This is a genomic window from Aliiroseovarius pelagivivens (genome assembly GCF_900302485.1).
Lineage (GTDB): Bacteria > Pseudomonadota > Alphaproteobacteria > Rhodobacterales > Rhodobacteraceae > Aliiroseovarius > Aliiroseovarius pelagivivens.
This window is the reverse complement of the sequence record NZ_OMOI01000001.1, coordinates 1,040,213-1,066,889: the sequence shown is the minus strand read 5'-3', so window position 1 is coordinate 1,066,889 and position 26,677 is coordinate 1,040,213. Positions and strand designations below refer to the sequence as shown.

The following is a 26,677-nucleotide window of genomic DNA, read 5'->3' as shown; positions in this document are numbered from 1 at the left end:
AAAAGCGGCGCCGGGAAATCCGGCGCCGTTTCTATGTCAGGGCTTGAAGCTCGGGATCATCCGGCCATCGCTTTCGCGCTGCCTCCAATAGATCACCCGGATAATAGTCGCCCTCGGCCATAGGATCTTCGCGCAAGACCGCCAGCGCAAAGGGCTTCAGAACCTCAGCGCCGATATCCTGCGCAATCATGATGCGCAGATCTTCAGTGGTAAATTGTCCAAGGTGTTTCTTGCGCAGCGACGTGGTCGTCGCCTCTAGATAAGACGCGCAGCACGGCGTCGGCCAGCGCTGCCCGTCAATCTCTTCCAGAGTTTTATTGGCGAGGGACGCTGTAACGCGCCCCTCATCGTTCTTAGGCATTCACATCCACCACGACACGACCTTTGACCTGACCATTTAAGATGTCAGCGCCCAGTTTGGGAAGGTCTTCCAGTGTCGCAGGGTTGATCATGGCTTCCAGCTTGTCCATTGGCAGATCTTTGGCGATCCGCTGCCAAGCCCGCACGCGGTTGTCGTAGGGCTGCATGACGCTGTCGATCCCCAGCAGGTTCACACCACGCAGCAGGAACGGGATGACGGTAGCCGGCAGCCCAGCGCCACCTGCAAGACCCACCGCAGATACGGACGCACCGTATTTCATCTGACCCAGCACACGCGCCAGCATGTCACCGCCCACGGCATCCACACACCCAGCCCATGTCTCGGCCTCGAGCGGGCGTTTCGTGGTCTCGTTCAGTTCTTCACGCGCCACGATGGTGGTGGCCCCGAGTGACTTCAGGTAATCTGCCTGATCCGGGCGACCGGTCACACCTGCAACCTCGTACCCCAGATTGGCCAGAATAGCCGTGGCAACCGATCCTACGCCACCAGCAGCCCCGGTGACCAGCACTGGTCCCTGCCCCGGTTTCAGCCCGTGATCTTCCAGAGCCATGACAGCCAGCATCGAGGTGAAGCCCGCTGTGCCCACGGCCATCGCCTGACGGGTGGTCAGACCTTCGGGCAGCGGCACCAACTTGTCGGCCGAAATACGTGCCTTCTGGGTATAGCCACCCCAAGACACTTCGCCCACGCGCCAGCCGGTCAGCACCACCTTGTCGCCGGGCTTATAGCGGTCATCTTCGGACGCTTCCACGGTGCCTGCATAGTCGATGCCCGGTACGTGAGGATAGTTGCGCACAAGACCCCCGCCCTTTGCGGACATGCACAGCCCGTCCTTGTAGTTCACGGTCGAATACTCAACGGCAACGGTCACATTACCCTCGGGCAGCGCGTCTTCACCGATTTCCTTGATCGACGCCGAGGCCAGCCCCTCGTCGTTCTGTTCCATCACAAGTGCCTTGAACATCGTCGTCTCCTTAAATCCAAAAAGTGTCATAGACGGTCGCTGCACGCGGTCCGTCAGGCGTCATCACATCCAGCTCGGTGCCCGTATCCCAGTGGGTCATCCGCACCATGCCAATGGCGACACCGGTGTTGAAATCAGGCGAGTTGGCGGCCGAGGTCACCTGACCCACTTGTCGATCCCCGTCCATCAAGGGCCACGCCCGGTCGCACGGGGGCACAGTGCCCAGTATCTCGATCGCGCGCACTTGCTGCACCGGGCCTTCTTTGGCCACCCGCAACAGCGCGTCGCGTCCCACACAACCCAAAGCGCTTTCCGTAGAACAGAACCGCCCCAGCCCAGCTTCGTGCGGGGTGTTTTCGCGGGTCATATCGTTGCCATAGGACAAAAGCCCACCTTCGACGCGCTCGATCCCATTGGGGCAGCCAGCATGTACATCCATGCTTTTGCCTGCCTCCATCAGTGCGTTCCACAGCGGCATGCCGATGTCACTGCCCTCGACGTAGATCTCGAACCCGCCCTGCTTGGAATAGCCGGACCGCGCGACCACAAGACTGCGCCCCTGAAACTCCAGCCGTTTGTAGCGGAAGAAGCGGATATCGCGCACGGCATCGCCAAAGACGGCCGCCGCCAGATCATCCGCCTTCGGACCCTGAATGGCCAAAGGCGAGACGTCCGGTTCATCCACCAGAACGTCCAACCGGAACCCATAGGCCAGCCCCTTCACCCACATGATCAGATCACTGTCCGCAATCGAGATCCAGAACCGGTCCTCATTCAACTTCACCGCCACCGGGTCGTTCAACATCCCCCCGGTCTCGTCGACCATGGGGACATAGAAACACTGCCCGTCCTGCATCTTGGACAGATCACGCGGGGTGAGCATCTGAATCAGGCGGGCGGCATCCGGGCCGCGCACCTCGACCTGCCGTTCACAGGACACGTCCCAGACCTGCACCGCGTCTTTCAAGTGACGATAGTCTTCTTCCACCGACCGAAAAACGGTCGGCAGCAGCATGTGGTTATACACCGTGTAGCCCTTGACCCCGGCAGCTTCGACGCCGTCAGAGAAAGGGGTGCGCCGCAAGCGGCGGGATGGTGAGATCATAGCCATGGGTCGCGCTCCCGTGGGGTCCTCCGGCCGCGTTAGCGACCGGGGCCTTTCCAGTCGATCTGACAGATCTCGGCCGAACGGCCATCAAAATCCCAGACCCGTCCATGCGAACGCAACTTGCCTTTGGTTGCCGTGGCCACGGTGATATCCGGTCCCATCCAGTATTGTGTGTTGGTAATGACAACATCTTCGTCACCATCCGCTCCGCCGACCGGATGCACCACACCTTCAATCTTGCGACCCACCGTGATGTGACGTGTCTTTCCTTCGGTTTCATAGGTGACCGGCTGACGTTCCGCGCCCAGGAACTCGCCTACCAGCATTTGGAACAGACCAGTTGTACCTTTGGCAGCACCCGAGAAAATCGCAACCAAAGCGTCAAACGCTTCGTCGCTGGCGCGATCATCGATGAACAGCGCTACTTTCCAGTTACCGCGCCCCATGTTGCCCGGAATTTCGATCAACAAACCAATGTTTAGGCCTGACAGGTCGATATCGCCGTACTGACCGCTGTCAATCCGCACTCCGCCCCATGTTTGGCAGTGCCCTTCCGTGGGTGGGTGCTTACCCAAGCTGACCACACAGGGGCAAAAGACCGTGCAGTTACAGTTGAGGATGAGCTCCCCTTTGATGGTCCATTCGACTGTACCAATTTGCGATCCGTCCATGTTATCCTCCCTGGACAAGTGCCACGATCCCGCCCGCGATCAGCGCCCAGCCCAAGGGGCGGGTTAGATAGCGGCCCAGATCGGGCAGTTTTTCAAAAATCATGATAAGTGTGGCGAGCCCCATAAAGGCGAGGTTCATAACCCCACCCACGAAGCCCAAAAGCATCAGCGCCCAGCAACAACCAAGGCAAATCGCGCCAAGGCGCAAGCCCAGCGCGACCGCGTTCCAACGTGTCTCGCGCCAATATTGCATGAAGAAGGTCATCGGTTGACGGCATTGGCTGAGGCAGCTGTCCTTCAGAGACGAGAATTGATACGCCCCTGCCCCGATCAGCAACCCGCCTGTCAGCCACGGCGAGACACTCTGCCCAAGTGGCGACAGAAGCCCCGCGCGGAATAGCACAAGCTGCCCGGCAGCGGCGACGGCCGCAAAGCCAAGCCAAATCGCCAGATATCCCGCGATCAGTTCCGCAAAACCTTGGCGCGAGCCCGCGCCCGAAGCGATCAAATCGTCATAAGCTGCGAAGGTCGGTAGCGCCGTTGGAGCCATCATCGCAGCAGACATCACGGCCCACATGGCGAACAGCCCCAAGAACCCAGCCTTGTCAGGCTCCACAACACAGAGCGAGCGCCAGAAGTCAGCGCCATAGATGCGCGACAGTTCCAACGCCTCCGGCGGCAGCGCCATGGCGTAGAGAAGCACCCAACCCACAAGGATCAGCCCAAACAGCGCCAGCCAATGCGGCGCGCCCATGGTTCTTATCCTTGACGAAACGGACATGCTTCCCCCATCTTGCGAGTCGGAATGATAATGTCTGACAATTGCCGATGGAGCAATTGAATTGTCAGACAATTGCGACAAATAGAGGAAGTAACGCGGCGTGAAAACGGATTTGGACGAGAACAGAGACCTGTCAGCGCAGATCGCCGAGGCTATTCGCGACGCCATCATTGGGGGCAGCCTGATCGTTGATCAACGCCTGCCTTCCGAGGCGGAACTGTGCGAAAAGTTCGATGTGGGTCGATCCACCGTTCGTGAAGCGCTGAAACGTCTGGCCGCCCAAAACCTGATCCGCACACAGCGCGGGGCGTCAGGCGGGGCCTTCGTCAATCGCATGTCTTTTGAAGAGGCTTATGATCAGCAGATCACGACCTCGACCCTGCTTCTGTCCATGAACCGGGTGGACTTTGAGACCGCGTGCGAGGCGCGATATGTGCTGGAACGCTCTTGTGCGCCTCTGTCTGCCCAGCGCCGTACGCCCGACCAATTGGCGACCATGCGTGCCGAAATCCACCGCCAGTCGCAGCCCGGCCTGACGGACGAGGCCTTCTGCGCCTCAGACGTGGCCTTTCACCGGGCGCTTGTGGATGGCGCGGGCAACCCCGTGCTGTCCTATCAACTGGCAGGGGCCGTCGAAGCGATGCAGCCCCTGATGAACATGATCACCTACTCACAGAGAGATCGGGACCGGATCATCGCACTGCACAGTCAAATTGCCGATGCGCTTGAAGCGCAGGACGCTGATGTTACCAATGCGCGCCTGATCGACCTTGAAACAGAGACCCTAAAGCTCGCTAAAAGCGCCTTCGCCGCCCACCGCTGACCACACCGTCTGCGCAAAGGGCATAATTGTGCTATGCTTAAGGCATTACACAATGCGCATTGCGAGGGACCATGTCTTTAAAAGTCATCGGAACAGGCTTTGGCCGTACAGGTACAGATTCCATGCGCGAAGCCCTGAACATTCTGGGTTTCGGCCCAACGCATCACATGTTCGAGCTGAATGACAACCCTCATCAGACAGAGATTTGGCGCACCCTGGTGGAAGGCGGCTTGCCAGATTGGGACCAACTATTCGAGGGGTATCATGCCTGCGTCGACTGGCCCTCGGCACATTACTGGCGTGACCTGATTGATCACTATCCAGATGCCAAAGTGATCCTGACACAGCGCCCCTCAGACGCATGGTGGCGCAGCTTTGAAAAGACCATACTCTCGTTTACCAATTCCCCAGATGATCCAGACAAGTTTTTCTCGCAAAAACTTGTGGGCGATACAGTATTTGGTGGGCGACCAGTGACGCGGGACCATGCGATCTCAATCTACGAAGCCCACATCCAGGACGTGAAAGATACAGTGCCGGAACATCGGCTGTTGGTTCACGGTCTCGGCGACGGCTGGGCACCACTTTGCCGGCACCTCGAGGTCGAGATCCCGCAGCAGGACTACCCAAATCGCAACGCGAAGAAATCTTTCCAGGACCGCGTTGAAGCACAGCGATCTTCCTGAGCCAACTATCAAACTTCGCACCAGAAATTCGTCAGCAACCATTTGCAACTGCGGATACCGCAACCTATATAACCAATGTCCCCTCGGGGACTATGAACATAAACGCGCTCGTAATAAGCGGATCGGACCCGGGGGCGGTACCCGGCGCCTCCACCAACATCCTTCATTTGGGGACCTTGGGGGCGAAATAGGATCGACGGACGTCTAAAGGGGTTAGCTTTGTTTCGGTGAGATACCACCGTTATCGGTTCATTTAAGCTAGTTGCAAATGACAACAAAGCTCCGGCAATGGCTCTGGCTGCGTAAGCAGTTCGGGTCGCCGAAACTAAGTCCTTACGCTTAGCAGCGTTTGGCGGGGTTCGCAGGCACCTGGCAACAGAAGCCTGCACTTCCATTTCTTCGGCGCTTCAAGACCTTGACCCCTGCCCCTTGGGTCTGGCACAAACTGTCTATGGGGTTCGCGTGACCACCCCGTGAGGCCAAGGCTCAAGGTTCGCATCCATCACCAAACTTGTTTGAAGGATGCCAAGCCATGCCTGCATTTTCCGAAATTTCAGCCAACCAGCTGATGCGCCTGATCGGCACACCTGACGCGCCGGTTCTGATCGATGTCTCGGTTGACGAAGACTTTGACGCCGACCCGTTTCTGGTGCCCGGCGCTGTCCGCCACAAGCATACCGACATAATAGCCCTTCTGCCCGGCCTGACTGGGCGCACGGTCGTCACGATCTGCCAGAAAGGTGGCAAGCTTAGCCATGGTGCTGCGGCAATGCTGCGTGACGCAGGGCTGAACGCCGAGGTTCTGGCGGGAGGCAATTACTCTTGGCGAGATGCCAAACTGCCACGTGTACCTGCCGCCTCGATCCCGCCTAAACAGAACGGGGCAACGCTTTGGGTCACCCGTCATCGCCCCAAGATCGACCGGATCGCCTGCCCGTGGCTGATCCGCCGGTTTGTCGACCCGTCCGCGCGGTTCCTGTTTGTGCCGCCTGCGCAAGTGCTTGATGTGGCTGCACGTTATGACGCAACCCCATTCGATATCGAGGACACGTTTTGGTCCCATCGCGGCGTAAAGTGCAGCTTTGACACGATGGTCGAAGAATTCGCGCTGGCCACCCCGGCCTTGTCTCGTCTGGCAAATGTCGTGCGTGCGGCGGATACCAACACGTTGGCCGACGTACCCGAAGCCGCAGGGCTGCTGGCGCTGTCGGTCGGGCTATCTCGTCAGTACAAAAACGATACCGAGCAACTGGACGCGGCGATGCCCTTGTATGATGCGCTTTACCGTTGGGCCCGTGATGGCGCAGACGAGACCCATGACTGGCCAGACAACAGGGGCGCGAAATGAAACTTCCCAGTTTGGCGGAGCTGATCCGCGTATTCACCCGCATTGGCCTGATGTCCTTTGGCGGACCAGCTGCGCAGATTGCCGTGATGCACAAGGAACTGGTCGAGGATCGGCCTTGGCTGACCGAAGATCAATTCCTGCGCGCCCTGTCCTTCTGCATGCTTCTGCCGGGGCCAGAGGCGATGCAGCTGTGCACCTATGCAGGCTGGCGTCTGAGGGGCACCTTGGGCGGATTGATCGCGGGTCTTCTGTTCGTCCTCCCCGGCGCCGCTGTGATGTTCGCGCTGGTTCTGGCCTATGCGAATTGGGGCAATGTCCCGGCGGTCGAGGCGCTGTTTCTTGGGATTAAGGCGACTGTGGTCGTCGTGGTTCTACAAGCCTTGTGGCGTTTGGGGCGAAAAACCCTGAAACGCTCGCTGCATTGGATCATCGCCCTAATGGCTTTCGTGGCGTTATACCTATTCGGTCTGCCTTTCCCTCTGGTGATTGTCGCTGCAGCCTTGTTCGGCGCGCTTCGGGCTGCGTCTGAAACCACAGTGACTGCAGCTGTTCCAGCACGTTCAACCGCCACCCTCTCAACTGTTGCCATCTGGGGCGCGCTTTGGGCTGCCCCAATCGCTCTCGCCTTTCTGCTGGGGGCGGATTTCCTCGTGGATGTGGGGCTTTTCTTCTCGAAACTTGCTGTGGTCAGCTTTGGCGGCGCCTATGCGGTGCTAGCGTACATGGCGCAAGCCGCGGTCGAGACCGAGGGCTGGATCAGCGCAGGGCAGATGGTCGATGGTCTGGGGCTGGCCGAAACAACCCCCGGCCCCCTGATTCTTGTCACCCAGTTTGTGGGCTTCATGGCAGGTTACAATCTGGCGGGCGCGGGACTTGCCTTCGCGGCCGGGCTTATGACCCTCTGGGCCACCTTCGTGCCCTGCTTTCTGTGGATCTTTACCGCCGCCCCCCATGTGGAATGGCTGACCAGCCAACCCCGACTGGATGCCGCCTTGCGCGCCATCACCGCTGCCATCGTTGGCGTCATCGCCAATCTGATGCTCTGGTTCGCCATGACCGTGTTCTTCGCCCAGACCCGTCCAATCTGGGAAGGTCTGCCCGGTGCACGCCCTGACTTTGCCTCGGTTGATCTGACGGCAGTGGGCCTGTGTGCGCTTTCGGCCGTGTTGCTGGCCCGCCTGTCGCTGCCACTTACCCTGATCTGCATGGCCCTGGCCGGGCTTGGCTGCAGTCTTGTGTTCACCTAATCACTTCCTGTCTTCCCTTCCCCGCCCCCTGCCCCTATTCTGATCCAAAGCGCAGGAGGTCCCGCCCCATGTCCGACATGTCCGACCAGATCGACTATGGTAATCTGATGCATGACGCCATGCGCAGTTTGATCCGCAAAGTTCTGGATGATGTAGCGCGTGACGGCTTGCCGGGGCAGCATCACTTTTTCATCAATTTCGACACGCATCACGAAGATGTCGAGATTGCGGATTGGATGCATGATCGCTTCCCGGACGACATGACCATCGTACTGCAACACTGGTTCGAAGACCTTGATGTGCGCCCTGATGGTTTCACGGTGACACTGAATTTCGGAGACGTACCAGAGCGGCTTTATGTGCCTTATGATGCAATTCGCACCTTTGTAGACCCCTCCGTCGAGTTCGGCCTTAGGTTCGAACTTCAGGATGAACATCATCCCGATTTGCATTTGGCCGGGGACGAAGATCTTCTGTCCGAGGAAGACCAGCCCGTATCCGACCCGGAACATGACGATGCCGAAGCTGGCTTTGCCGAGGATGTGGAAGAAGAGCATCACGACGCCGAGATCGTCAGCTTGGATAGTTTCCGCAAATAGCCCTCGTTGTGCGATGCTTTCCGCGCTCAGCGCCACAGACACCTCAAAACACCGGCTATAGCGCCATCGTTAGCGGTATCCCACGGTATACAGGATTGAACTTTGCGCCCATTCCGCTATGAAGAACGCGGTATTTTTGACAAAGGCGCAAAGACATGACCCAGACCCGCACCGAATCCGACAGCTTTGGCCCGCTTGAGGTTCCTTCCGACAAGTATTGGGGCGCACAGACCCAACGTTCGATCATGAACTTCCCCATCGGCTGGGAAAAACAGCCGGTGGCCATCGTCCGCGCACTTGGCGTGATCAAACAGGCCTGCGCTGAAGCGAACAAAGCCTCTGGCGCGATGAACGCTGACATCGCGGATGCCGTCATTCAGGCAGCATCCGAAGTGGTAGCTGGCAAGTTTGACGACAACTTCCCGCTGGTCGTATGGCAAACTGGGTCGGGCACTCAGTCGAACATGAACTCGAACGAAGTAATCGCCAACCGCGCGATCGAGATCATGGGCGGCGTTATCGGCTCGAAAGATCCGGTCCACCCGAACGATCACTGCAACATGGGTCAGTCGTCGAACGACACCTTCCCGACCGCCATGCACATCGCAACCGCCATGTCGGTGCGTGACGTACTGCTGCCCGGTCTGGAAAAGCTTCTGAAAGGTCTTGAGGCCAAAGAAGAAGAGTTCAAAGACATCATCAAGATCGGGCGCACCCATACGCAGGACGCGACCCCTTTGACATTGGGTCAGGAATTCTCGGGCTATGCGCATATGATCCGTCAGGGCATCGCGCGTGTGAAGCTGGCCCTGCCCGGCATTTACGAATTGGCCCAAGGCGGCACCGCCGTTGGTACCGGCCTGAACACCAAAGTGGGCTGGGGCGAAGAAGTCGCGGCCAACATGGCGCGCATCACCGGCCTGCCCTTTGTCACCGCCCCCAACAAGTTCGAAGCCCTGTCGGCGCATGACGCCATGGTCTTCATGTCGGGCGCTTTGGCCACGGTTGCCGGTTCCTGCTACAAAATCGCCAACGACATCCGCCTGCTGGGCTCCGGCCCGCGTTCGGGTCTGGGCGAGCTGATCCTGCCGGAAAACGAACCCGGTTCGTCGATCATGCCGGGCAAGGTTAACCCAACACAGGCCGAGGCACTGACGCAGGTTGCCGCCCACGTCATGGGCAACAACGCTGCAATGACCTTCGCCGGTTCGCAGGGTCACTTTGAGCTTAACGTCTATAACCCGATGATGAGCTATAACCTGCTGCAGTCGATCCAACTTCTGGGCGACGCCACCGACAGCTTCACCGAGCGTATGCTGAACGGCATCCAAGCCAACGAACCGCGCATCGACAAGCTGATGAAGGAAAGCCTGATGCTGGTCACCGCGCTGGCCCCGACCATCGGTTATGACAACGCGACCAAAGTGGCCAAGACCGCGCACAAGAACGGCACCACTCTGAAGGAAGAGGCAATCGCCCTTGGCTTCGTGGATGAAGCGACCTTCGACGCTGTTGTCCGCCCCGAGCAGATGATCGGCCCGAAGGCCTGATGGAAAAGCCGGTCAACCTGAACCGGTATCGAAAAGACAAAGCGCGGGCCGATAAAAAGGCCCGCGCAGATCAAAACGCGATGAAATTTGGCCAAACCAAGGTCCAAAAAGACGCGGACAAGGCGGAAACGGCGCGGATCACGCGGCTGTTTGACGGCCACAAGCAGGATCGTGACACATGAGCCGACCTGAAAAACATTCGCTTACCCTTCATGGTCACCGGACATCCGTGTCCTTGGAACCCGAGTTCTGGAAAGCTTTTCAGGATATTGCGAAAGCGCGGGGGTTGCCCCTGAACGCTTTGGCTGCCGAGATCGACAACGCCCGCGGGGTTGATCGTGGGTTAGCGTCAGCCATTCGGGTCTTTGTACTTGAGTATATCCAGCGTCAGGCCGAAGACTGATCCCTGAAGGATCAATCCCACAAGGCTGCTCGGATGCGTTCGGTTCTGCCTTTCTCGCGGAGTTCTTCAGGCGTTAAAGCATCGGCATCTTGATCCTTGCGGAGCACGTCATCGAAGATGCCTTCAATCTCTTCTCGCGAGACCTTGTCCTTACCCTCGTCCTCTTCGACACGTACGCCAAAAAGTCGCCATGCCGGAAGCACCATGCGATAGGTGAACCCTTTCTGTAGCGATGTTTTTGTGTTCGCGGCCTTCATTGCTTTCCCCAATGCGTATCCCCTGTTGGAAAGCATATTGGCTTGCTTGACGCTTCGGTAAACGGGGAAAAGCGCCGCGTCTGTCACCCGACCGGACCGAACCATTTATCTAGTTGTTTTAAATGATTTATTGTAGCTAGCTACGAGGTGTGATCGACAACCAGATCCCGTCTTCACCGCGCACTGTCAGGTGCGCAACTGGCATGGCTGGCCGGGTTTCCACCAGTTCAAACCGATAAGAACGCACCAGCATGGACAGGATCAACGGCCCTTCGATCATCGCAAATCCCGACCCCGGACACACGCGTTGCCCCGCGGAAAACGGAATATAGGCGTCGCGCAGGCATTCCTTCCCATTGGGGGTCTGGAACCGCTCTGGATCAAACTCATCCGGTCGTTCCCACAGACGTTCATGTCGATGCAGATGCCAAGGGCTAAGCACGATCTGACTGCCAACGGGCACCTTACGGGCGCGGAACTCCTCGGGACAAGTTGTTTCACGCACCATCATCGGAACCGGAGGGTACAAACGCATCGTTTCGCGAAATACATCGCGCGACAGGCGCAACTTGGACATGACCGAGAAGTAGGCTTTCTTGGGGTCAATCTGATCCTGTGCCTCGCTGGCCACTCGGTCCTGCCAATCTGGATAGAGCGCCAGAAGATACAGCGCCCATGCCAAGGCCGAAGCGCTGGTTTCGTGCCCGGCCAAGAAGAAAATGGCGACCTGATCGACCATCTCCTCCGTGTCAAAACACGCGCCGGTTTCCGGGTCGGGCGTCGTCATGATCTTGGTGGCCAGATCATCCGGAGCAGTCCCCGCCTGAATGGCGTGCATCCGGTCTTGTGTCAGCTGCTGGATCAATCCGCGAATGACCTTGGCGGTGCGCTTGGTATCGCGCTTATGAAACCGCGGGAACCATTTGGGCAGGGGCAGAAACGCCCCAAGGTTCAACACGGGCTGGGTGCGCTGGTGGTTCTTGAACTCGTCAAAAACCCGCCCCGCCACTTCGTGCTCTATCGGGATCGAGAACAGCGTGCGAAAGATCACATCGGCGGCGGCGTGGCTGGTGTGGCCTTCAATCTCGACTGGCTGACCGGTCGCATGGGCGTCGAACCGTGCCACAGCGGCATTGGCCGCGTCCCACATGGCCGGGAACACCTCGCGCAGGCGTCCGCCCTCAAAGGCGGGATCGATAATGCGTCGTTGGCGCTTCCAGACGTCGCCATTCGTAACAAAAACCGAGTTTCCCAGAAGCGGAGCCAACCCCTCGCGTATTCGATCGGATTTCGGAAAATCATCCGGGCGCTGTTTCAGCACAAGGTCGACCAGTTCGGGATCGTTGCACATATAGCTTCGGAAAAACGGGGTCCGAAACTCGGCCATCCACGCATGGTAAAGCCGTGCCGGCTGGGCCGACAGGATATCCTTGCGAAACAGCTTGGCATAGCGCCAGAGCGACACCCGACCAGGGCGCGAAGGCGGTTTAGGGGGCAGCGGATCCGTCATGGCACCATTGATGTGTATTTCGAGGCACTGACGTCAATGCGGCTTTTCGACGGCGCCCGGTCGCGATAGCGATCCCGCAGGGTTTGCGGCCCAGCGGTGATCTGGAAATAATCATAATCGCGTGGGCGATCAAAGGCGCAGAGATACTGAAAATGTAGCCGAAAGAACCGCCAGCGCAGCTCGGCCCAGCGTTCGGGCGACAGAGTTTGCGTGAAGGCGGCCGAGAACACCAAAGGCCAGCGTTTGCCCTGATCCGGTGCGACACCGGACACCGTAACCGGATCACACAGCGCAAAGGCACAGCCATCCCCCGGTGCGGTGACATCCACCCATGCAATCTGATCTTGTTGACACAGCCGGTTCAGGTCGCGCCGTAGACGCCCAGCATTGGGCAGGAAGCTGACCATGGGGACCACTTGGCCAAGGGTCAGGAAATTCAGATGAGGGCCGCCCTTTGGCACCCTGCCCTGCGCCAGAAGGTCCGACAGGATCGACACGCCCAGATGTGCGCCGGACGAATGACCGATTACCAGAACCTCGTCGACATCGGTGGCCAATGCCTCGGCAATCTGATCGCCAAACTGCGCCATCCGCGCCTCAAGCTCGGGCGGGTTGGCGCCCTTGGTCGAGGCGGAATAGCTGTAGTCATGCATCAAGTAGTAGATGAACAGCTTGTTGTCGATCTTACGGAACCACAACAGCAAGGCAGCGGCGACCACCAGCAGGACGATCCAGCCCAGAATGCGCCCCAGAAGCGGCGACAGCGCGCCCGCGGCCCATTCGGTCAGCCCGCCCAAGATCCCGCCGACAAGCAGTGCAAGGATCAATTGCAGAAGCAACGCCACCACGGGATAGAGCGCCGCAATCACCGGCCCTCTGCGCAGCCACATTAACCGTCTTAGCGCCCCCGTGCTGATATAGGTCCACGCGGTTCGAAACATCATCAGATAGGTCTGCGGGATATTCAGCTCCATGCTGTCGCGCACGATGTCCGACCAGACCAATACGTCAAACTCGGCCTCGACCTCGTGACCATCCATCCGGCCCAGCACTTGCCAACCATAGGTCGCGGTGCCTTGCCGCCCGATCAGATCAATCTCATAGCCCGAGATCGAGGCCTGCATGGCCCCTTCCGTGCGATAGAGCTCGCGATAGCGGCGCGGGTGAATAGGGTCGTAGCCGGGGATGTAAAACACCCGGCGACGGCGCACGATTTTTAATGTGTCGGCGTTGTTGGTCATCTGCCCGGCCTAATCTTTGTGGCAGGTTAAACCGGAACGGTTAAGGACATAACCCCCGGCATACAGAATTCACGGCTGGGATCAGCCCAGTGTCGCCATGGCCGGGAACATCTCGAGCAGCCAGTACGAGAAGCGCGAGAAGCCGCCTGTCAGCATCAACAGACCGATGGTCCACAAAAGCAGGCCCATGATCCGCTCGATGCGCTCCATATTACGCTTCATGAAGGCCATCAGCCCCCCGAGACGCGCAAAGAACGCGGCAAACAGAAGGAACGGGATGCCCAGACCAATCGCGTAGACCGCCAAAAGCAACGTCCCGCGCGCAACCGACCCCTCGCTGGCGGCCAGCGCTAGAATGGCGCCCAACTGAGGTCCGATGCAGGGCGTCCAACCGAAGGCAAAGGCCAGCCCAAGCAAATAGGCGCCAAAGGCACTTCCGCCTTGATCACCAGCATCCAACCGTGCTTCGCGGTTCAGAAACGGGATCGAGATCACGCCCAGGAAATGCGCCCCGAAGACCATGACCACCACGCCCGCAATGCCTGCAAAAAGCGTCTGATTGGCCAGGAACATCGACCCAAAGGCCGACGCCGCAAAGCCAAGGAACAGAAACACCGTCGACAAGCCCATCACAAAGAAAAGCGCGGCGAGCAGAACCTTGCCCCGGCCCGACGAACCACCTTCGTTCATTTCCGACATGCTGACCCCTGACATATAGGCCAGATAGGGCGGCACAATCGGCAACACACAGGGGCTGAGAAAGCTCAGGATCCCCGCGAAAAACGCTATGGTCAGGGCAGGCACTAGGCTTGCGTCGATCAATTCAATTCCAAACATAAGCCTCACATAGCGCGGGTTTGAGGCGGCGTCACCTGCAGCTTTGTCACATCTGCGCGACAAATTGCGATCTCGCAACGGATGGACAGCGTAATGCACAGGGATTAAGGAAAATCATGACCTATGATGACGATCTGGATGCCATCGGGCTTTTGTGCCCCCTGCCCGTTCTGAAAGCCCGCAAGCGCCTGAAATCGCTTGAGCCCGGGCAGATTCTGAGACTGCAAGCCACGGACCCCGCCGCCGTGATCGATGTGCCGCATTTCTGCGCTGAACAGGGACACGAGCTTGTGGGCCAGGATGAAACATCTGGTCCGGTTGGCGTGACCTTCTATTTTATCAAACACGGATAAACGAAAAAAGCCGGGCGAGTTGCCCGGCTTTTTCTGTTCTTTGGTCCGTTTAGCGGTTCAACGACCACCACCCTTTGCGCTTGGGTTTGGGCGGCTCGTCTGAAGCGACTTCGACCACCGGAGCTGGGTCCGGCGCGGCTACGGGCGCTTCGGCAACGGCGACTTCGACCGGCGCAGGAGCGGGATCCGCAGCAGGCGTTTCCGCAGGTGCGCTTGCAGTCTCTTCCGCAGCGGGTTCAGCCTTCTTGCGCGGCGCGCGTTTGCGAGCAGGCTTCTTGGGCTTTTCTTCCTCAGCCGGCGCGTCTTCCGCCTTAGCTTCTGCCTCGGCCGCTACTTCGGCCGGAGCCTCGTCGGCCTTCGGCTTCTTCGCGCGGCTTGCACGTTTGCGCTTGGGCTTTTCTTCGGTCGGCTCTTCCGACGCTTCAGGCTTGGCCTCTTCAGACGCCTCGGTGGTTTCAGCTTCGGCGGCTTTCGCCTCTTCCTCGGCTTTCGCCTTCGAGGTCCGACGCCGACGCACAGGCTTCTTCGGCTTTTCGTCCTCGGCAGGTGCCTCGGCCTCTTCAGCGTCAGTCGCTACGGCATCCGCAGTATCCACGTCGGCAGCAACCTCGTCGGTCTTCCGTCTGCGCGACCGGGTGGCCCGCTTGCGCTTGGGCTTTTCTTCCGTCGCCTCTTCTGCGGCATCCTTGGGAGATTCCTCAGCATCCGAAGCATCGCCAGCTTCCGCTTCACCTTCCGAAGCGGCCTGTTCGGCATCGCCATTCTCGGACTGTTCAGTATCCTGCTGATCATCTCCACCGCGACCGCGACGACGACGACGACGACGACGGCGCTTCTTGGGCTTATCCTCGCCTTCGACTTCCGGCGTCTCTTCCGCGATCACCTCGGCCTCTTCGACGTCATCAATGTCCGCCATGATGGACGCGTCAACAGACACAACCGGAGCCGCATCCGGCACCACGCGAGTGGCCGTCTTGAACTTCTCGATCGTGTAATCCGGCGAGATCAGGAACGGATCAGCTTCGATCCGCACAGACATGCCATAACGCGCTTCGATTTGCGCGATATGCTCGCGCTTGTTGTTCATCAGGAAGTTCACGATACCGATGGGGGCCTTCACCAGAACCTCGCGCGAACGACGGCGCACGCCTTCTTCTTCCAGCTGACGCAGGATGTTCAGGGCAAGGTTGTCATCCGAACGGATCAGGCCCGTGCCGTGACAATGGTTACAAGGCTGGGTCGTTGCCTCGATCATACCGGGGCGCAGACGCTGACGGCTCATTTCCATCAGACCGAAGCCCGAGATGCGACCCACTTGAATGCGGGCGCGATCGGTCTTCAGCTTGTCCTTCATCCGCTTTTCAACAGCGGTGTTATTGCGACGCTCGTCCATGTCGATGAAGTCGATCACGATCAGGCCTGCAAGGTCACGCAGACGCAGCTGACGCGCCACTTCTTCTGCGGCCTCAAGGTTGGTCTTCAGCGCGGTTTCCTCGATCGAGCCCTCTTTGGTGGCTCGGCCCGAGTTCACGTCGATGGCGACCAGTGCTTCGGTCACGCCGATCACGATATAACCACCGGATTTCAACTGAACGGTCGGGTTAAACATGCCCGACAGATAGCTTTCCACCTGATAGCGCGCGAACAGCGGCATGGCGTCTGTATAGTGCTTCACGTTCTTGGCGTGGGACGGCATGATCATCTTCATGAAGTCCTTGGCCACGCGATAGCCGGCCTCGCCCTCCACAAACACTTCATCGATCTCACGTGAATAGAGGTCACGGATCGTGCGTTTGATCAGGTTGCCTTCTTCGTAGATCTTCGCGGGCGCGATGGATTCCAGCGTCAGCTCGCGGATCTGTTCCCACAGGCGTTGAAGGTATTCATAGTCGCGCTTGATCTCGGTCTTGGTGCGCTTGGCACCTGCGGTCCGAACAATCAGACCCGCGCCCTTCGGCACGTCGATCTCGGCTGCGATTTCTTTCAGTTTCTTGCGGTCTGCGGCATTGGTGATCTTGCGGCTGATCCCGCCACCGCGCGCGGTGTTGGGCATAAGTACGCAATAGCGACCGGCCAGCGACAGATAGGTGGTCAGGGCAGCACCCTTGTTGCCGCGTTCTTCTTTCACGACCTGCACCAGAAGGATCTGGCGAACCTTGATCACTTCCTGGATCTTATAGCGTTTGGGACGCGGTTTGCGACGCGGACGAATTTCTTCAGTCGAGTCGTCATCGGCCACACGCTCGATCTGGTCATCCTTCTCGGATGCTTCCAACGGCGCGTCTTCGTCGTCTTCGTCGTCACCGTCGTTGTCGGCATCGTCGCGAGCATCGGCATCAGCCGCATCCTCAGCAGGTGCTTCTTCAGCATCGACCTTTTCAGCAGCTTCTTCTGACACCGCCTCAACTGCGGCCTCTTCTGCCTTAGCAGCAGGTGCTTCAGCTACGTCCGAGGCAGCTTCGACAGCCGCATCTTCAGTAGGTTCTTCAACCGGGGTTTCAGAAACCAGATCCATCGGTGAATGGCCTTCGTCGGCATCCAACCCGCCATCATCCAGATCAATCACGTCCATCCCGCTGGAGGACTTATCGATCTCTTTGGTAGCAACCGCATCATCCGATTTGGTCTCTTCCGCCTTGGACCGCGAGCGTGTGCGGCGGCGGCGGCGTGTTTTAGGTTTGTCGTCCTCTGCGGCCATAGCTTCTGCATAGGCGCGCTCTTCCTCGAGCAGCGCTTCACGATCCGCAACCGGGATCTGGTAATAGTCCGGATGGATTTCCGAGAACGCAAGGAAACCGTGACGGTTTCCGCCGTAGTCAACAAACGCCGCCTGAAGCGACGGTTCGACCCGCGTTACTTTTGCCAGATAAATGTTGCCAGCGAGCTGGCGTTTGTTTTCGGATTCAAAATCGAATTCTTCGACCTTGTTCCCGTCGACCACCACAACGCGAGTTTCCTCGGCGTGAGTGGCGTCGATAAGCATCTTCTTTGCCATTGTGTCTTTCTGCACTCGGATCGCCGCGTTCGCCCCGGGGGACGAACAACAGGAAAGGAGTGACTTGTCAGGGCGAGCAGATGCGGGGGATGGGACAACAGCTCAAGGGGCATACGCCCCTGTGCCTGTCCTTGCTCGATCCTCGCACGCATCATCGCGTTTCTTCTCCGGCTCCGCCTATCCTGTCCGGTTTTACCCGGCGGTTCGTGCGAAACCCATTCATTTGCCCACTTTGCAACGCAAAGTACGGGCGTATTTTCAGACATCGGGGCAAGTCTTAGTAAACCTGCTGCCGGGTCATCAATTTCCGGCTTCGGCGGCCAGTCCGTCTTGCGGCTGCGTCCCGAAGCGCTTTTAGCCTGTCATGATGTGGTCTGCGGGCGTCCTTGGGCCAGCATCCGTCGCCATGACAGCGAAACTCTGGTGCGGGGTGCTTTTTCTAAACGCACCACCGTCCTTTGAACATATGTGCTGGGGACATGGAAAGACAATGGGCAAAATGCGTTTCTTTGCATAAGTTTTTGCAAGTCCCGCATCGCGACCCCGGAAGGTCATTCCATTTCTGGTTGCTAACCTTAGCTCAGTAGAGACCACCGGATGACAGCGACCCGAAATCTGCCTTGTCCGGAACCACGACCGTTTTCCCGGTTGAGGTCCGCACCTGTTCGCCCCCCGATCCACCATGATCAAACAGCGGCAAGTTCGATCCCATGGCAAAGCCACCATCGAACATCACACCAAACAGCGGCTCTTCGCCATCGCGGAAGTACTCTGCAACAACGTGTTCACCTTCGGCATCAAACGGCAGCCGCGCGCCCGAGAAGCGGTCGATCTTGATGAAATGTCCGCCTTCTGGCACGTCAAACTCTCCGCCACCCAGCTCTTTCACAGCTTCTGTCATGAAGCGGGTAAAGACAGGGCCACACATTCCACCGCCTGACGCTCCGGGCATATTGCGCGGGCGGTCATAGCCGATATAGCAACCTGCCACGATGTTCGACGTAAAGCCCACGAACCAAACATCACGCGCGTCATTGGTGGTCCCGGTCTTACCTGCGGTCGGTACCGAAAGGTTCACCGTACGGCTGGCCGTGCCGCGTGACACCACCCCGCGCATCATCGACGTCAGCTGATACGCCGTGATGGGATCCATCACGCGTTCCCGGTTGCTGTCGATCTGAGGCTCTGCGCCTGCGGCCAGCACCGGATCGGTGCAATTCACGCAGTCGCGACGGTCATGGCGATAGATCGTGCGGCCCCAGCGGTCCTGCACCCGGTCGACCAACGTGGGTTCCACCCGCTCGCCGCCATTGGCGAACATCGCATAGGCCGCAACCATCTTGAACAGCGTCGTTTCCTCGGATCCCAACGAGTTGGCAAGGAATGGGTTCATCCGGTCATAGACCCCGAACCGCTCGGCATAGCCAGCAACTGTGTCCATTCCGATTTCCTGTGCCAGACGTACGGTCATCAGGTTTCGGGATTGCTCGATCCCAGTTCGAAGAGGTGTCGGGCCGTAGAACTGGTTCGACGCGTTCTTTGGTCGCCAGATCTTACCACCGCTTTCAACCTCAATCGGGGCATCAATCACGATGGTTGCAGGGGAAAAACCGCTGTCCAGTGCCGCTGCATAGACAAATGGCTTAAAGCTCGATCCCGGCTGGCGCTGTGCTTGTGTCGCGCGGTTATAGACCGAATGCTGATAGCTGAAGCCACCCTGCATCGCGATCACGCGGCCTGTGTTGACGTCCATCGCCATGAAGCCGCCCTGCACTTCGGGGATCTGGCGCAGGGTCCAGCGGACAAAGCTGCCATCGGCATCTTTCACCATCCGGCGCACATGCACGACTTCGCCAACCTTCAAAAGATCACCCGCCACGCGGGCCTTGCGCCCAAGGCTGCCATCGTCATTCAGACGACGCGCCCACGTCACGTCCTTGGCTGGGATCCAGTGGCCGTCTTCGTCATCCTCGACGCCTTCAATGCCGATCCGGGCCTCATTGCCGCTGATCTCGAGCACAACGGCCGGATGCCACCCCTTAACGTCACGGGGGAACTTGGTGTCCGCCAGCGCCTGACGCCAACTTTCCTCGTTCGACAGAGTGGCCTCGGGCAACGTCACACCTGAGGGACGCCAGACACCCCGGCCCCGGTCGTACTCTTCAAGACCTTGTCGCAGACTTGCGGCGGCAACCTCTTGAAGCTTCGGGTTTTCAGTCGCACGAATGGTTAGCCCGCCCGTAAAGAACTCTTCTTCCCCAAAATCACGACTCAATTGGCGACGGATCTCGTCGGTGAAATAGTCACGATCTGGAAGCTCAGTACGATACCCAGCGAAATCGCCGTTCTGGACCGAGCGCAGCGGCAATTCCTTTTCGGCCTCATAGACCGCCTGATCCAGATAGCCGTTCTGAAACATCTCGCGCAGGACATAGTTGCGACGTCCCAGCGCGGCTTCTTTGTTGCGTACCGGGTGCAGCTTTGCAGGCTTTTTCGGCAGGGTGGCCAGATAAGCGGCCTCGTGCGGTTTCAGCTCGTCCGGGGTCTTGTTGAAATACGTCTGAGCAGCAGCGGTCACACCGTAAGAGTTCTGCCCCAGAAAGATTTCGTTCAGATACAGCGCCAGAATGTCATCCTTCGACAACGTGTTCTCTAGCCGTACCGACAGGATCAACTCTTTGATCTTACGTTCAGCGGACCGTTCGGACGACAGCAGGAAGTTTTTCACCACCTGCTGCGGAATGGTCGACGCCCCGCGCAAGGCTCCGCCCCGCGCAGCTTCAATGGCAGCGGCAGCAATACCACGCGGATCAAAGCCTGCGTGATTATAGAAGTTTTTATCCTCGGCCGAGATGAAGGCGTGCTTCACAAGATCCGGAATTTCGTCTGCGGGCGTATACAGACGACGTTCCTGCGCGAACTCGTCCATCAGCTGCCCTTCGCCCGAATAGACTCGGCTGATTGTGGCAGGCGTATAGTTCGCCAATTGCTCGTGGCTGGGCAAGTCCCTGGAATACATCCAGAAAACGCCACCCACGACCAATGCGGCCATGAAGATCGCAAGGGTGATGCCGGTAAACATCGCACCGAAAATGCCAAGGACGAATCTGATCACGCCGCACGCTCCTAAGGATAGTTGCTCTTCCTATAAAGGGACCCTAGTGCCGGGTCAAAACCCCCAAGGGGGGAAAATCGGCCATTTCCCGCCCCAGACGGGTCCCGTCGTTACGCCGCCTGCCCCGGTTTTCGAGAACGTCGAACGGCCTGATTGCAACCGCGCTGTCCACCGCCTATGTCTTGGGAAACCACATTTTGGAGGTCTCATGTTTTCCACCCTACCCCCTCGAATTCTGCGCGACGCCACTGCCGGTACGGGCGACAACCCGTTCGGGGACCTGCCAGAATGGGATCTGTCGGATCTCTACTCTGACCAAGACGCGCCCGAGCTTGAGCGCGACCTGAACTGGCTGGAAAACGCCTGCGCCGATTTTGCCCAGACCTATCAGGGCAAACTGGCAGATCTGGACGCTGCGGGTATGCTGGATTGCGTGCTGGCCTACGAGAAGATCGAGATGATCGGCGGGCGCATCATGTCCTTCGCGGGCCTGCGCTATTATCAGCAGACCACCGACGCGGATCGCGCGCAGTTCTTCCAGAACTGTCAGGAACAGATCACTGTGTTCACCGCGCCTTTGGTTTTCTTCTCGCTCGAAGTGAACCGGATTGACGACGCGGTTCTGGACGGCTGGTTCGCGGGCAACGCCGATCTGGCCCGCTACAGGCCCGTGTTCGACCGCCTACGTGCCATGCGCCCCTATCAACTGTCAGACGAGCTGGAGCAGTTCCTGCATGACAAGTCCTCGGTTGGGGCATCGGCGTGGAACACTCTGTTTGACGAAACCGTCGCCGGGCTGATGTTCACGGTAAACGGGGAAGAGCGCGGGCTGGAAGCCACCGCCAACCTTCTGACCGAACACGACCGCGCCACGCGTCAGGCGGCCTCGGAAGAGATCGCGCGGGTACTGGGTGAAAACATCAAGATTTTCGCGCGCGTTCACAACACCTTGGCCAAGGAAAAAGCCATCGAGGACCAGTGGCGTAGCATGCCCACCCCGCAGACCGGCCGCCACCTGTCCAACCACGTGGAACCCGAAGTGGTCGAGGCCCTGCGCGACGCGGTGGTCGACGCCTATCCGCGCCTGTCGCATCGCTATTATGAGCTGAAGCGCAAATGGTTGGGGCTGGACCGTATGCAGGTCTGGGACCGAAACGCGCCGCTTCCGATGGAAGACGACACGCTGGTGAACTGGCCCGAGGCCGAAAAGATCGTCATGGATGCCTATGCCGATTTCGATCCACGCATGGCCGAAATTGCCAAACCTTTCTTCACCGATGGCTGGATTGACGCAGGCGTGAAACCCGGCAAAGCGCCCGGCGCTTTCGCCCACCCCACCGTCACCGACGCACACCCCTATGTGATGCTGAACTATCTGGGCAAACCGCGCGACGTGATGACTTTGGCACACGAACTGGGCCACGGCGTCCACCAGGTGCTGGCTGCCGACCAAGGCGAAATGCTCTCGTCCACCCCGCTGACGCTTGCCGAAACCGCGTCTGTATTCGGCGAGATGCTGACCTTCCGCAAACTTCTATCCGAAGCCAAGACGCCCGAGGAAAAGAAGGTCATGCTGGCCGGCAAGGTCGAAGACATGATCAACACAGTTGTCCGTCAGATCGCGTTCTATGACTTCGAATGCAAACTGCACGAAGCCCGCGCGGAAGGCGAACTGACCCCCGATGACATCAACACGTTGTGGATGTCCGTGCAGGCACAAAGTCTTGGCGAAGCCTTTGATTTCATGCCCGGATACGAGACTTTCTGGTCCTACATCCCCCATTTCGTCCACTCGCCCTTCTATGTCTACGCCTATGCGTTCGGCGACGGCTTGGTGAACGCGCTTTATGCCGTTTACGAAGAAGGCGACGCAGACTTCCAAGAGAAGTATTTCGAGATGCTGAAGGCGGGCGGATCGAAACACCACAAAGAGCTTCTGGCACCGTTCGGGCTGGACGCCTCGGACCCCAACTTCTGGGCCAAAGGTCTGTCGATGATCGAAGGCTTCATCGACGAGCTTGAAGCGATGGAGTAAGGGAGACACCGAAAGCTTTGGGGCGCCGTGCTTATACAGTCCAGCGCCCCATCGCGTCTTCGCCACGACCACTGAAACCTTTTCTTTCGGCTAAACCAGCTGACCACGCCGACGAGAAACACAATCATTAATCTCTGCAGCTAATAATTACGAAGGACTTTATGAAGAAATTTATCCTACTCGCCTGCCTGGCTGTTCTGCCCAATAGCGCTCTTGCACTGGATCAATCTGACCTTGTTGGAAAGTGGCACTGCCACATCCCGGAGGAGACCGAGGACGGCATGACAACATCCATGACAGCCAATGTCGTGTTCAAAGAAAATGGCCGATTTAGCGCCAAAATGACGCTGATCTTCAAAGATCCCGAGCTCGAAGCCACCGCAAAGGTGAAATATCGCTCTAGCTGGGTTTTCAAAGATGGCTATCTGTACGACCGTCCCATTTCGGCAGTTGTCCGATCACTCAAGGCAAATGGACGCGATCAGCGTCGCAGCTCTTTTGCCCGAAACATTCGGGCAAGCCTGTTGAAACATAGCCTCAATGACAGGACAAAGGTGACACTTGCCTCCGACACTAAAATGTCGCTGACAAGCAAAGACACCACCACTTACTGCGCGCGCTAGAACTGCATTCTGGCGCTGCAACGCCCCGCCCCAAAACAACAAAACCCGCGCCGAAAAGCGCGGGTTTCTTGTTTCCAGAGCCCAAGCTTACTGCTTCGGGAAGTAATCCTCGCAGTCTCCGTCGCGGTATACGTCCGCCGTACAACAATGCAGACCGCCACCAAACGCATAGGCATCGCGCAGCTCAACCTCGACCACTTCCATGCCCAGCTTGTCCATCTGCTCGGCCTGATAGACCTCGGACTTTTCGACACAGACAGTTTTCGGGTCCAGCACCAGCACGTTCATCGACAGCCAGGTCGACGAGTAGCACAGCGGCGGCGGCGTGTTGTGCGCGGGTTGGGCCGCGTCCACTATCTCCCACCCGTTCTTCTCGAACATCCCGCGCTGCTCTTCGGGCAAACGGCGCTGGGGGTTGTTTACGATCAGACCCGGGCGCAAAGGCGTAAAGGTGGCGTCGATATGGATCGGATACGGGTCGCCGGGGAAGTTCACTGTGTGCACGCGGTGATCGGGGAAGTGACGGCGCAGCCATTCGATGCCCTTCAGGTTCGTGGTGAACCCGTGCTGCACGACCAGATCCTTACCGAACCGCAGCACGTCGGCGGCGTCGAACAGAGGCTCTTCTTCGGTGGTGACAAAGAACTTCTCGGCCGCCCATTCCAGACGCTGGGCGTCACCGATCTTCTCGGACAGGTAATCCGGATGGTAATCGGCATCGGTCAGACGCGGCTTCGGCGCGGCCTCGTGGCGGAACCGGGGATCTTCTTCCCAGTACTGCTTCAGAAGCGGGCGATAGTTCAGATATTCAAACCAGCGGCAACGATACGACATCGTGGCTTCCAGCATCTCGTGCCCAACGGTCAGCAGCACATCGCGCGGCGGCATGCAGCCAAACTGGCTGTCGGTGTGGAAATCCGGCGTGGTCACAGGCTGCGAATGGTCGATCGAGACGGGACGGTCCACACGGACGCCACGTTTGCGCAGCTGATCGGCGAAGTTGTCCAACAGCTCGTTGGCACGGTCGATGGTTTCCTGAGGGCGGCGGCCCCATTGGCCACGCATGTCGCTGTCTTCCGGCACCTTCGCGTCCAGCGCGGGCTCTTCCGGCGGGATGTGGCAATCATCGGCACGGCCCACAATCACATGGCGCAGCGTGTCCCATTCGTTCCAGCTTTTGACTTCAGTTTTGTCCGGCGACCAGGCCATGGATGCCTCCTATCTGATGGGAGGTAAAGGCGGGGCCTTCAATCTCCCGATTGAAAGTCCCGGCGTACAGGAGCGTGGAAAAGAGCCAGAAAAGCTATCCTGCGGCGACGCCATCGCCATTTTGCTCTGACGTGTCTTTAGCACTCAGTCGCTGGCCGGAAAAGAGGGTTTCGCCACCCCTATTTCAGCTGGCTGTCTTTCGACCCACGCCGATTGATGCCGGGGCGGTTCTGGAACGCTGCATCCCGGTCGCGCACGCAATCGATGCACAGCTTCACGCCGGGGATCGCCTCGCGCCGGGCTTGGGGGATTTCTTCTTCGCACTCCGCACAATGGGTAAAGCTTTCGCCCACCGGCTGGGCCTTGGATTTCATCCGAGCCAGCTCGTCCGAGACTGATGCTTCGATCTGTTCGCTTACTGCGCCATCACGCGCCCATCCGCCTGCCATGGGATCCCTTTCACTGATAGGGGATCATTGCCGTAATCGGCCAGCCCTGCAAGAGGGTCAGCGGTTGGCGGCCACTTTCACACGGGCGGGTTCGCCGGTGATTACCGGCTGCCGCTTGCCGCCTTTGGGCGTGTCGTCATGGCCTTCCATCCGCATGATAACAAAGGCGAATTGCACACCAGCAAAGACAATCCCATTAAACATGAACAGCATCAGAACCGCGATCCATCCCATGTCCGAGGTCGAGATCAGGTGCCACAGGTTGCCCACGTTCATGTAAAGCAGTGCCGCAACAAATGCTGCGGACAACGCAAATCCAACCAGAACGTTCTTGATATAGACGCGGACGAGCTTTGGCATGTCACACTCCCTTTGGTGAATAGGGTAAGTATGTGTGCTCATCCCGGAAATGAAAAGAGGCCAATGGGTCGCATCCCAATGGCCTCTGAAATCTGGTGTTTTCTATTGGACGTCAAAACGCCTCGGGCTTCGCCTCGCGGGCCATGTGGTCCAGAACCGCGTTGGTGAACTTCGCCTCGTCCCCTTCCGGGAAGAACGCACGTGCCACGTCAACGAATTCAGTAATCACGACTTTGGGCGGAGTATCACCTTCGACCAGCTCGGCCCCGGCAGCGCGGAAGAGCGCACGCAAGGTCGGGTCGATCCGTGCAATCGGCCATTTGGCCACCAGCGCGCGGTCGGTCATCTGGTCGATCTTCGCCTGATGGTTCACCGCATCTCCGACAAGCTTGCGGAACAGACGGCTGTCGCCTTCCGCCATGGTGAAGTCGTCGAATTCCTCGCCAAAACGATGGTCTTCGAACTCGACCATCACGCGGTCCATGGTCTGGCCCGAGGCCTCCATCTGAAACAGCGCCTGCACCGCAAAAAAGCGGGCGGCGGATTTCATCTTGCGTTTCTGGTTGCCGGAAAGCGTCATGCGGTTGGGGTATCCTTCGTATCACCTGCAAGCTTGATCGAATCCGAGATCGACTTGAAGCCGACCCCCTTGCTTGCGGAGGCCCATTTGCGCGAAAGCGCGACAAGATGCAAGGCCGCAGCGGCTGCACCGCCGCCTTTATTTTGATCATTCACGTCAGCGCGAACTTCCGCCTGTGGGCGGTTTTCCACGGTCAGGATGCCGTTGCCGATGCACAGCCCGTTCAGCCCCATCAACTGAATGGCACGTGAGCTGTCGTTGCAGACGGTTTCATAATGGGTGGTTTCGCCCCGGATCACGCAGCCCAGCGCCACATAACCATCGAAGTTCGACAGGCGATCCGCAATCGAGATCGCAGTGGGCACTTCCAGCGCGCCCGGTACCTCGATCAGATCCCATGTGCCACCCGCGGCTTCGATCTCGGCCTTGGCGCCGGCGACCAGATTGTCCGCGATATCCTTGTAGTAAGGCGCGACAACGATCAGGATCTTCACCGGCTTGTCAAAGCTGGGGCGGTCCAGAATGTAATGCTGTTCTGCGGTGGCCATGGT

At 58.6% G+C, this 26,677-nt stretch carries 27 protein-coding genes and 1 other RNA gene; 12 read left to right on the top strand and 16 right to left on the bottom strand.

Annotation, left to right across the window (positions count from 1 at the left end):
* Positions 1–31: 31 nt before the first annotated feature.
* Genes ALP8811_RS05260 through ALP8811_RS05240 form a run of 5 tightly spaced genes read right to left on the bottom strand, consistent with a single transcriptional unit; the run spans position 32 to position 3,879 of the window.
* Positions 32–361, bottom strand: coding sequence for a contact-dependent growth inhibition system immunity protein (locus tag ALP8811_RS05260; RefSeq protein ID WP_108856106.1), 330 nt, complete (start codon positions 359–361; stop codon positions 32–34).
* Entirely contained in the window at positions 354–1,346 is a 993-nt protein-coding gene (gene acuI / locus ALP8811_RS05255; RefSeq protein ID WP_108856105.1) for an acryloyl-CoA reductase, read from the bottom strand. Before acuI ends, ALP8811_RS05260 begins: the two co-directional genes overlap by 8 nt.
* A gap of 10 nt (positions 1,347–1,356) precedes the next feature.
* Positions 1,357–2,457 carry a dimethylsulfoniopropionate demethylase gene (locus ALP8811_RS05250; RefSeq protein ID WP_108856104.1) on the bottom strand — a complete coding sequence of 367 codons (1,101 nt, stop codon included), beginning with the start codon at positions 2,455–2,457 and terminating at the stop codon, positions 1,357–1,359.
* A 32-nt stretch (positions 2,458–2,489) separates the two neighbouring features.
* Entirely contained in the window at positions 2,490–3,125 is a 636-nt protein-coding gene (locus ALP8811_RS05245) for a DUF1326 domain-containing protein (protein ID WP_108856103.1), read from the bottom strand.
* 1 nt (position 3,126) lies between these two features.
* Positions 3,127–3,879 carry a DUF2182 domain-containing protein gene (locus ALP8811_RS05240; RefSeq protein ID WP_108856102.1) on the bottom strand — a complete coding sequence of 251 codons (753 nt, stop codon included), beginning with the start codon at positions 3,877–3,879 and terminating at the stop codon, positions 3,127–3,129.
* Between the two features lie 127 nt (positions 3,880–4,006).
* Between ALP8811_RS05240 and ALP8811_RS05235 the strand changes: the two genes are divergently transcribed.
* The 9 genes from ALP8811_RS05235 to ALP8811_RS05195 all read left to right on the top strand — a co-directional run bounded on the left by ALP8811_RS05235 (position 4,007) and on the right by ALP8811_RS05195 (position 10,562).
* A complete protein-coding gene (locus ALP8811_RS05235) occupies positions 4,007–4,729 on the top strand; it encodes a FadR/GntR family transcriptional regulator (RefSeq protein WP_108856101.1) in 723 nt (240 codons plus the stop codon).
* Positions 4,730–4,800: 71 nt separating this feature from the next.
* A complete protein-coding gene (locus tag ALP8811_RS05230; RefSeq protein ID WP_108856100.1) occupies positions 4,801–5,415 on the top strand; it encodes a sulfotransferase family protein in 615 nt (204 codons plus the stop codon).
* A 38-nt stretch (positions 5,416–5,453) separates the two neighbouring features.
* Positions 5,454–5,805: a transfer-messenger RNA gene (gene ssrA, locus ALP8811_RS05225) on the top strand.
* A 142-nt stretch (positions 5,806–5,947) separates the two neighbouring features.
* Positions 5,948–6,763 (top strand): chromate resistance protein ChrB domain-containing protein, encoded by an 816-nt coding sequence (locus tag ALP8811_RS05220; protein WP_108856099.1) that lies wholly within the window; start codon positions 5,948–5,950, stop codon positions 6,761–6,763.
* Positions 6,760–8,010, top strand: a complete 1,251-nt coding sequence (gene chrA, locus ALP8811_RS05215) for a chromate efflux transporter (RefSeq protein ID WP_108856098.1) — start codon at positions 6,760–6,762, stop codon at positions 8,008–8,010. Before ALP8811_RS05220 ends, chrA begins: the two co-directional genes overlap by 4 nt.
* Before the next feature lie 77 nt (positions 8,011–8,087).
* Positions 8,088–8,609: an SspB family protein gene (locus tag ALP8811_RS05210; RefSeq protein ID WP_108857440.1), complete on the top strand. Its 522-nt coding sequence runs from the start codon at positions 8,088–8,090 to the stop codon at positions 8,607–8,609.
* A gap of 155 nt (positions 8,610–8,764) precedes the next feature.
* On the top strand, positions 8,765–10,159 hold the full coding sequence (gene fumC / locus ALP8811_RS05205) for a class II fumarate hydratase (RefSeq protein WP_108856097.1): 1,395 nt from the start codon (positions 8,765–8,767) through the stop codon (positions 10,157–10,159).
* Positions 10,159–10,341: a DUF4169 family protein gene (locus ALP8811_RS05200; protein WP_108856096.1), complete on the top strand. Its 183-nt coding sequence runs from the start codon at positions 10,159–10,161 to the stop codon at positions 10,339–10,341. The genes fumC and ALP8811_RS05200 overlap by 1 nt, the downstream gene beginning before the upstream one ends.
* Complete coding sequence (locus ALP8811_RS05195; RefSeq protein WP_108856095.1) at positions 10,338–10,562, top strand: ribbon-helix-helix domain-containing protein; 225 nt, start codon at positions 10,338–10,340, stop codon at positions 10,560–10,562. Before ALP8811_RS05200 ends, ALP8811_RS05195 begins: the two co-directional genes overlap by 4 nt.
* A gap of 11 nt (positions 10,563–10,573) precedes the next feature.
* Here the strand turns inward: ALP8811_RS05195 and ALP8811_RS05190 are convergent, their stop codons facing one another.
* The 4 genes from ALP8811_RS05190 to ALP8811_RS05175 form a co-directional block, all read right to left on the bottom strand.
* Positions 10,574–10,819 (bottom strand): hypothetical protein, encoded by a 246-nt coding sequence (locus ALP8811_RS05190; protein ID WP_108856094.1) that lies wholly within the window; start codon positions 10,817–10,819, stop codon positions 10,574–10,576.
* A 136-nt stretch (positions 10,820–10,955) separates the two neighbouring features.
* Positions 10,956–12,329 (bottom strand): cytochrome P450, encoded by a 1,374-nt coding sequence (locus ALP8811_RS05185; protein WP_108856093.1) that lies wholly within the window; start codon positions 12,327–12,329, stop codon positions 10,956–10,958.
* Complete coding sequence (locus ALP8811_RS05180; protein ID WP_108856092.1) at positions 12,326–13,570, bottom strand: hypothetical protein; 1,245 nt, start codon at positions 13,568–13,570, stop codon at positions 12,326–12,328. Before ALP8811_RS05180 ends, ALP8811_RS05185 begins: the two co-directional genes overlap by 4 nt.
* 81 nt (positions 13,571–13,651) lie before the next feature.
* Positions 13,652–14,407, bottom strand: coding sequence for a cytochrome c biogenesis CcdA family protein (locus ALP8811_RS05175; protein WP_108856091.1), 756 nt, complete (start codon positions 14,405–14,407; stop codon positions 13,652–13,654).
* A 116-nt stretch (positions 14,408–14,523) separates the two neighbouring features.
* Between ALP8811_RS05175 and ALP8811_RS05170 the strand changes: the two genes are divergently transcribed.
* On the top strand, positions 14,524–14,760 hold the full coding sequence (locus ALP8811_RS05170; RefSeq protein ID WP_108856090.1) for a sulfurtransferase TusA family protein: 237 nt from the start codon (positions 14,524–14,526) through the stop codon (positions 14,758–14,760).
* Positions 14,761–14,809: 49 nt separating this feature from the next.
* Here ALP8811_RS05170 and ALP8811_RS05165 read toward each other — a convergent pair whose 3' ends face one another.
* Complete coding sequence (locus ALP8811_RS05165) at positions 14,810–17,755, bottom strand: Rne/Rng family ribonuclease (RefSeq protein ID WP_108856089.1); 2,946 nt, start codon at positions 17,753–17,755, stop codon at positions 14,810–14,812.
* A 580-nt stretch (positions 17,756–18,335) separates the two neighbouring features.
* Positions 18,336–20,870: a penicillin-binding protein 1A gene (locus tag ALP8811_RS05160; RefSeq protein WP_108856088.1), complete on the bottom strand. Its 2,535-nt coding sequence runs from the start codon at positions 20,868–20,870 to the stop codon at positions 18,336–18,338.
* A gap of 208 nt (positions 20,871–21,078) precedes the next feature.
* Between ALP8811_RS05160 and ALP8811_RS05155 the strand changes: the two genes are divergently transcribed.
* Both ALP8811_RS05155 and ALP8811_RS05150 read left to right on the top strand, forming a co-directional pair.
* Positions 21,079–22,905, top strand: coding sequence for a M3 family oligoendopeptidase (locus ALP8811_RS05155; RefSeq protein WP_108856087.1), 1,827 nt, complete (start codon positions 21,079–21,081; stop codon positions 22,903–22,905).
* 161 nt (positions 22,906–23,066) lie between these two features.
* Positions 23,067–23,528, top strand: coding sequence for a hypothetical protein (locus tag ALP8811_RS05150; protein WP_108856086.1), 462 nt, complete (start codon positions 23,067–23,069; stop codon positions 23,526–23,528).
* A gap of 87 nt (positions 23,529–23,615) precedes the next feature.
* On the opposite strand, the gene ALP8811_RS05145 is transcribed toward ALP8811_RS05150, so the two are convergent.
* From ALP8811_RS05145 to ALP8811_RS05125, 5 genes are all read right to left on the bottom strand, one after another.
* The gene (locus tag ALP8811_RS05145; RefSeq protein ID WP_108856085.1) at positions 23,616–24,737 is read right to left on the bottom strand and encodes a serine/threonine protein kinase; all 1,122 of its coding nucleotides are present in this window, start codon (positions 24,735–24,737) and stop codon (positions 23,616–23,618) included.
* A 179-nt stretch (positions 24,738–24,916) separates the two neighbouring features.
* On the bottom strand, positions 24,917–25,186 hold the full coding sequence (locus tag ALP8811_RS05140) for a DksA/TraR family C4-type zinc finger protein (RefSeq protein ID WP_108856084.1): 270 nt from the start codon (positions 25,184–25,186) through the stop codon (positions 24,917–24,919).
* Positions 25,187–25,243: 57 nt separating this feature from the next.
* Positions 25,244–25,546 carry a hypothetical protein gene (locus tag ALP8811_RS05135; protein WP_108856083.1) on the bottom strand — a complete coding sequence of 101 codons (303 nt, stop codon included), beginning with the start codon at positions 25,544–25,546 and terminating at the stop codon, positions 25,244–25,246.
* 112 nt (positions 25,547–25,658) lie between these two features.
* Positions 25,659–26,126: a transcription antitermination factor NusB gene (nusB, locus tag ALP8811_RS05130; protein ID WP_108856082.1), complete on the bottom strand. Its 468-nt coding sequence runs from the start codon at positions 26,124–26,126 to the stop codon at positions 25,659–25,661.
* Positions 26,123–26,674: a 6,7-dimethyl-8-ribityllumazine synthase gene (locus tag ALP8811_RS05125; protein WP_108856081.1), complete on the bottom strand. Its 552-nt coding sequence runs from the start codon at positions 26,672–26,674 to the stop codon at positions 26,123–26,125. Before ALP8811_RS05125 ends, nusB begins: the two co-directional genes overlap by 4 nt.
* Between the last annotated feature and the right edge of the window lie 3 nt (positions 26,675–26,677).

Bases quoted from the DNA above. Each gene is read 5' to 3' on its own strand.
- ALP8811_RS05260 (WP_108856106.1), bottom strand. From the start codon at position 361: ATGCCTAAGAACGATGAGGGGCGCGTTACAGCGTCCCTCGCCAATAAA.
- acuI (WP_108856105.1), bottom strand. From the start codon at position 1,346: ATGTTCAAGGCACTTGTGATGGAACAGAACGACGAGGGGCTGGCCTCG.
- ALP8811_RS05250 (WP_108856104.1), bottom strand. From the start codon at position 2,457: ATGGCTATGATCTCACCATCCCGCCGCTTGCGGCGCACCCCTTTCTCT.
- ALP8811_RS05245 (WP_108856103.1), bottom strand. From the start codon at position 3,125: ATGGACGGATCGCAAATTGGTACAGTCGAATGGACCATCAAAGGGGAG.
- ALP8811_RS05240 (WP_108856102.1), bottom strand. From the start codon at position 3,879: ATGGGCGCGCCGCATTGGCTGGCGCTGTTTGGGCTGATCCTTGTGGGT.
- ALP8811_RS05230 (WP_108856100.1), top strand. From the start codon at position 4,801: ATGTCTTTAAAAGTCATCGGAACAGGCTTTGGCCGTACAGGTACAGAT.
- ALP8811_RS05220 (WP_108856099.1), top strand. From the start codon at position 5,948: ATGCCTGCATTTTCCGAAATTTCAGCCAACCAGCTGATGCGCCTGATC.
- chrA (WP_108856098.1), top strand. From the start codon at position 6,760: ATGAAACTTCCCAGTTTGGCGGAGCTGATCCGCGTATTCACCCGCATT.
- ALP8811_RS05210 (WP_108857440.1), top strand. From the start codon at position 8,088: ATGTCCGACCAGATCGACTATGGTAATCTGATGCATGACGCCATGCGC.
- fumC (WP_108856097.1), top strand. From the start codon at position 8,765: ATGACCCAGACCCGCACCGAATCCGACAGCTTTGGCCCGCTTGAGGTT.
- ALP8811_RS05200 (WP_108856096.1), top strand. From the start codon at position 10,159: ATGGAAAAGCCGGTCAACCTGAACCGGTATCGAAAAGACAAAGCGCGG.
- ALP8811_RS05195 (WP_108856095.1), top strand. From the start codon at position 10,338: ATGAGCCGACCTGAAAAACATTCGCTTACCCTTCATGGTCACCGGACA.
- ALP8811_RS05190 (WP_108856094.1), bottom strand. From the start codon at position 10,819: ATGAAGGCCGCGAACACAAAAACATCGCTACAGAAAGGGTTCACCTAT.
- ALP8811_RS05185 (WP_108856093.1), bottom strand. From the start codon at position 12,329: ATGACGGATCCGCTGCCCCCTAAACCGCCTTCGCGCCCTGGTCGGGTG.
- ALP8811_RS05180 (WP_108856092.1), bottom strand. From the start codon at position 13,570: ATGACCAACAACGCCGACACATTAAAAATCGTGCGCCGTCGCCGGGTG.
- ALP8811_RS05175 (WP_108856091.1), bottom strand. From the start codon at position 14,407: ATGTTTGGAATTGAATTGATCGACGCAAGCCTAGTGCCTGCCCTGACC.
- ALP8811_RS05170 (WP_108856090.1), top strand. From the start codon at position 14,524: ATGACCTATGATGACGATCTGGATGCCATCGGGCTTTTGTGCCCCCTG.
- ALP8811_RS05165 (WP_108856089.1), bottom strand. From the start codon at position 17,755: ATGGCAAAGAAGATGCTTATCGACGCCACTCACGCCGAGGAAACTCGC.
- ALP8811_RS05155 (WP_108856087.1), top strand. From the start codon at position 21,079: ATGTTTTCCACCCTACCCCCTCGAATTCTGCGCGACGCCACTGCCGGT.
- ALP8811_RS05150 (WP_108856086.1), top strand. From the start codon at position 23,067: ATGAAGAAATTTATCCTACTCGCCTGCCTGGCTGTTCTGCCCAATAGC.
- ALP8811_RS05145 (WP_108856085.1), bottom strand. From the start codon at position 24,737: ATGGCCTGGTCGCCGGACAAAACTGAAGTCAAAAGCTGGAACGAATGG.
- ALP8811_RS05140 (WP_108856084.1), bottom strand. From the start codon at position 25,186: ATGGCAGGCGGATGGGCGCGTGATGGCGCAGTAAGCGAACAGATCGAA.
- ALP8811_RS05135 (WP_108856083.1), bottom strand. From the start codon at position 25,546: ATGCCAAAGCTCGTCCGCGTCTATATCAAGAACGTTCTGGTTGGATTT.
- nusB (WP_108856082.1), bottom strand. From the start codon at position 26,126: ATGACGCTTTCCGGCAACCAGAAACGCAAGATGAAATCCGCCGCCCGC.
- ALP8811_RS05125 (WP_108856081.1), bottom strand. From the start codon at position 26,674: ATGGCCACCGCAGAACAGCATTACATTCTGGACCGCCCCAGCTTTGAC.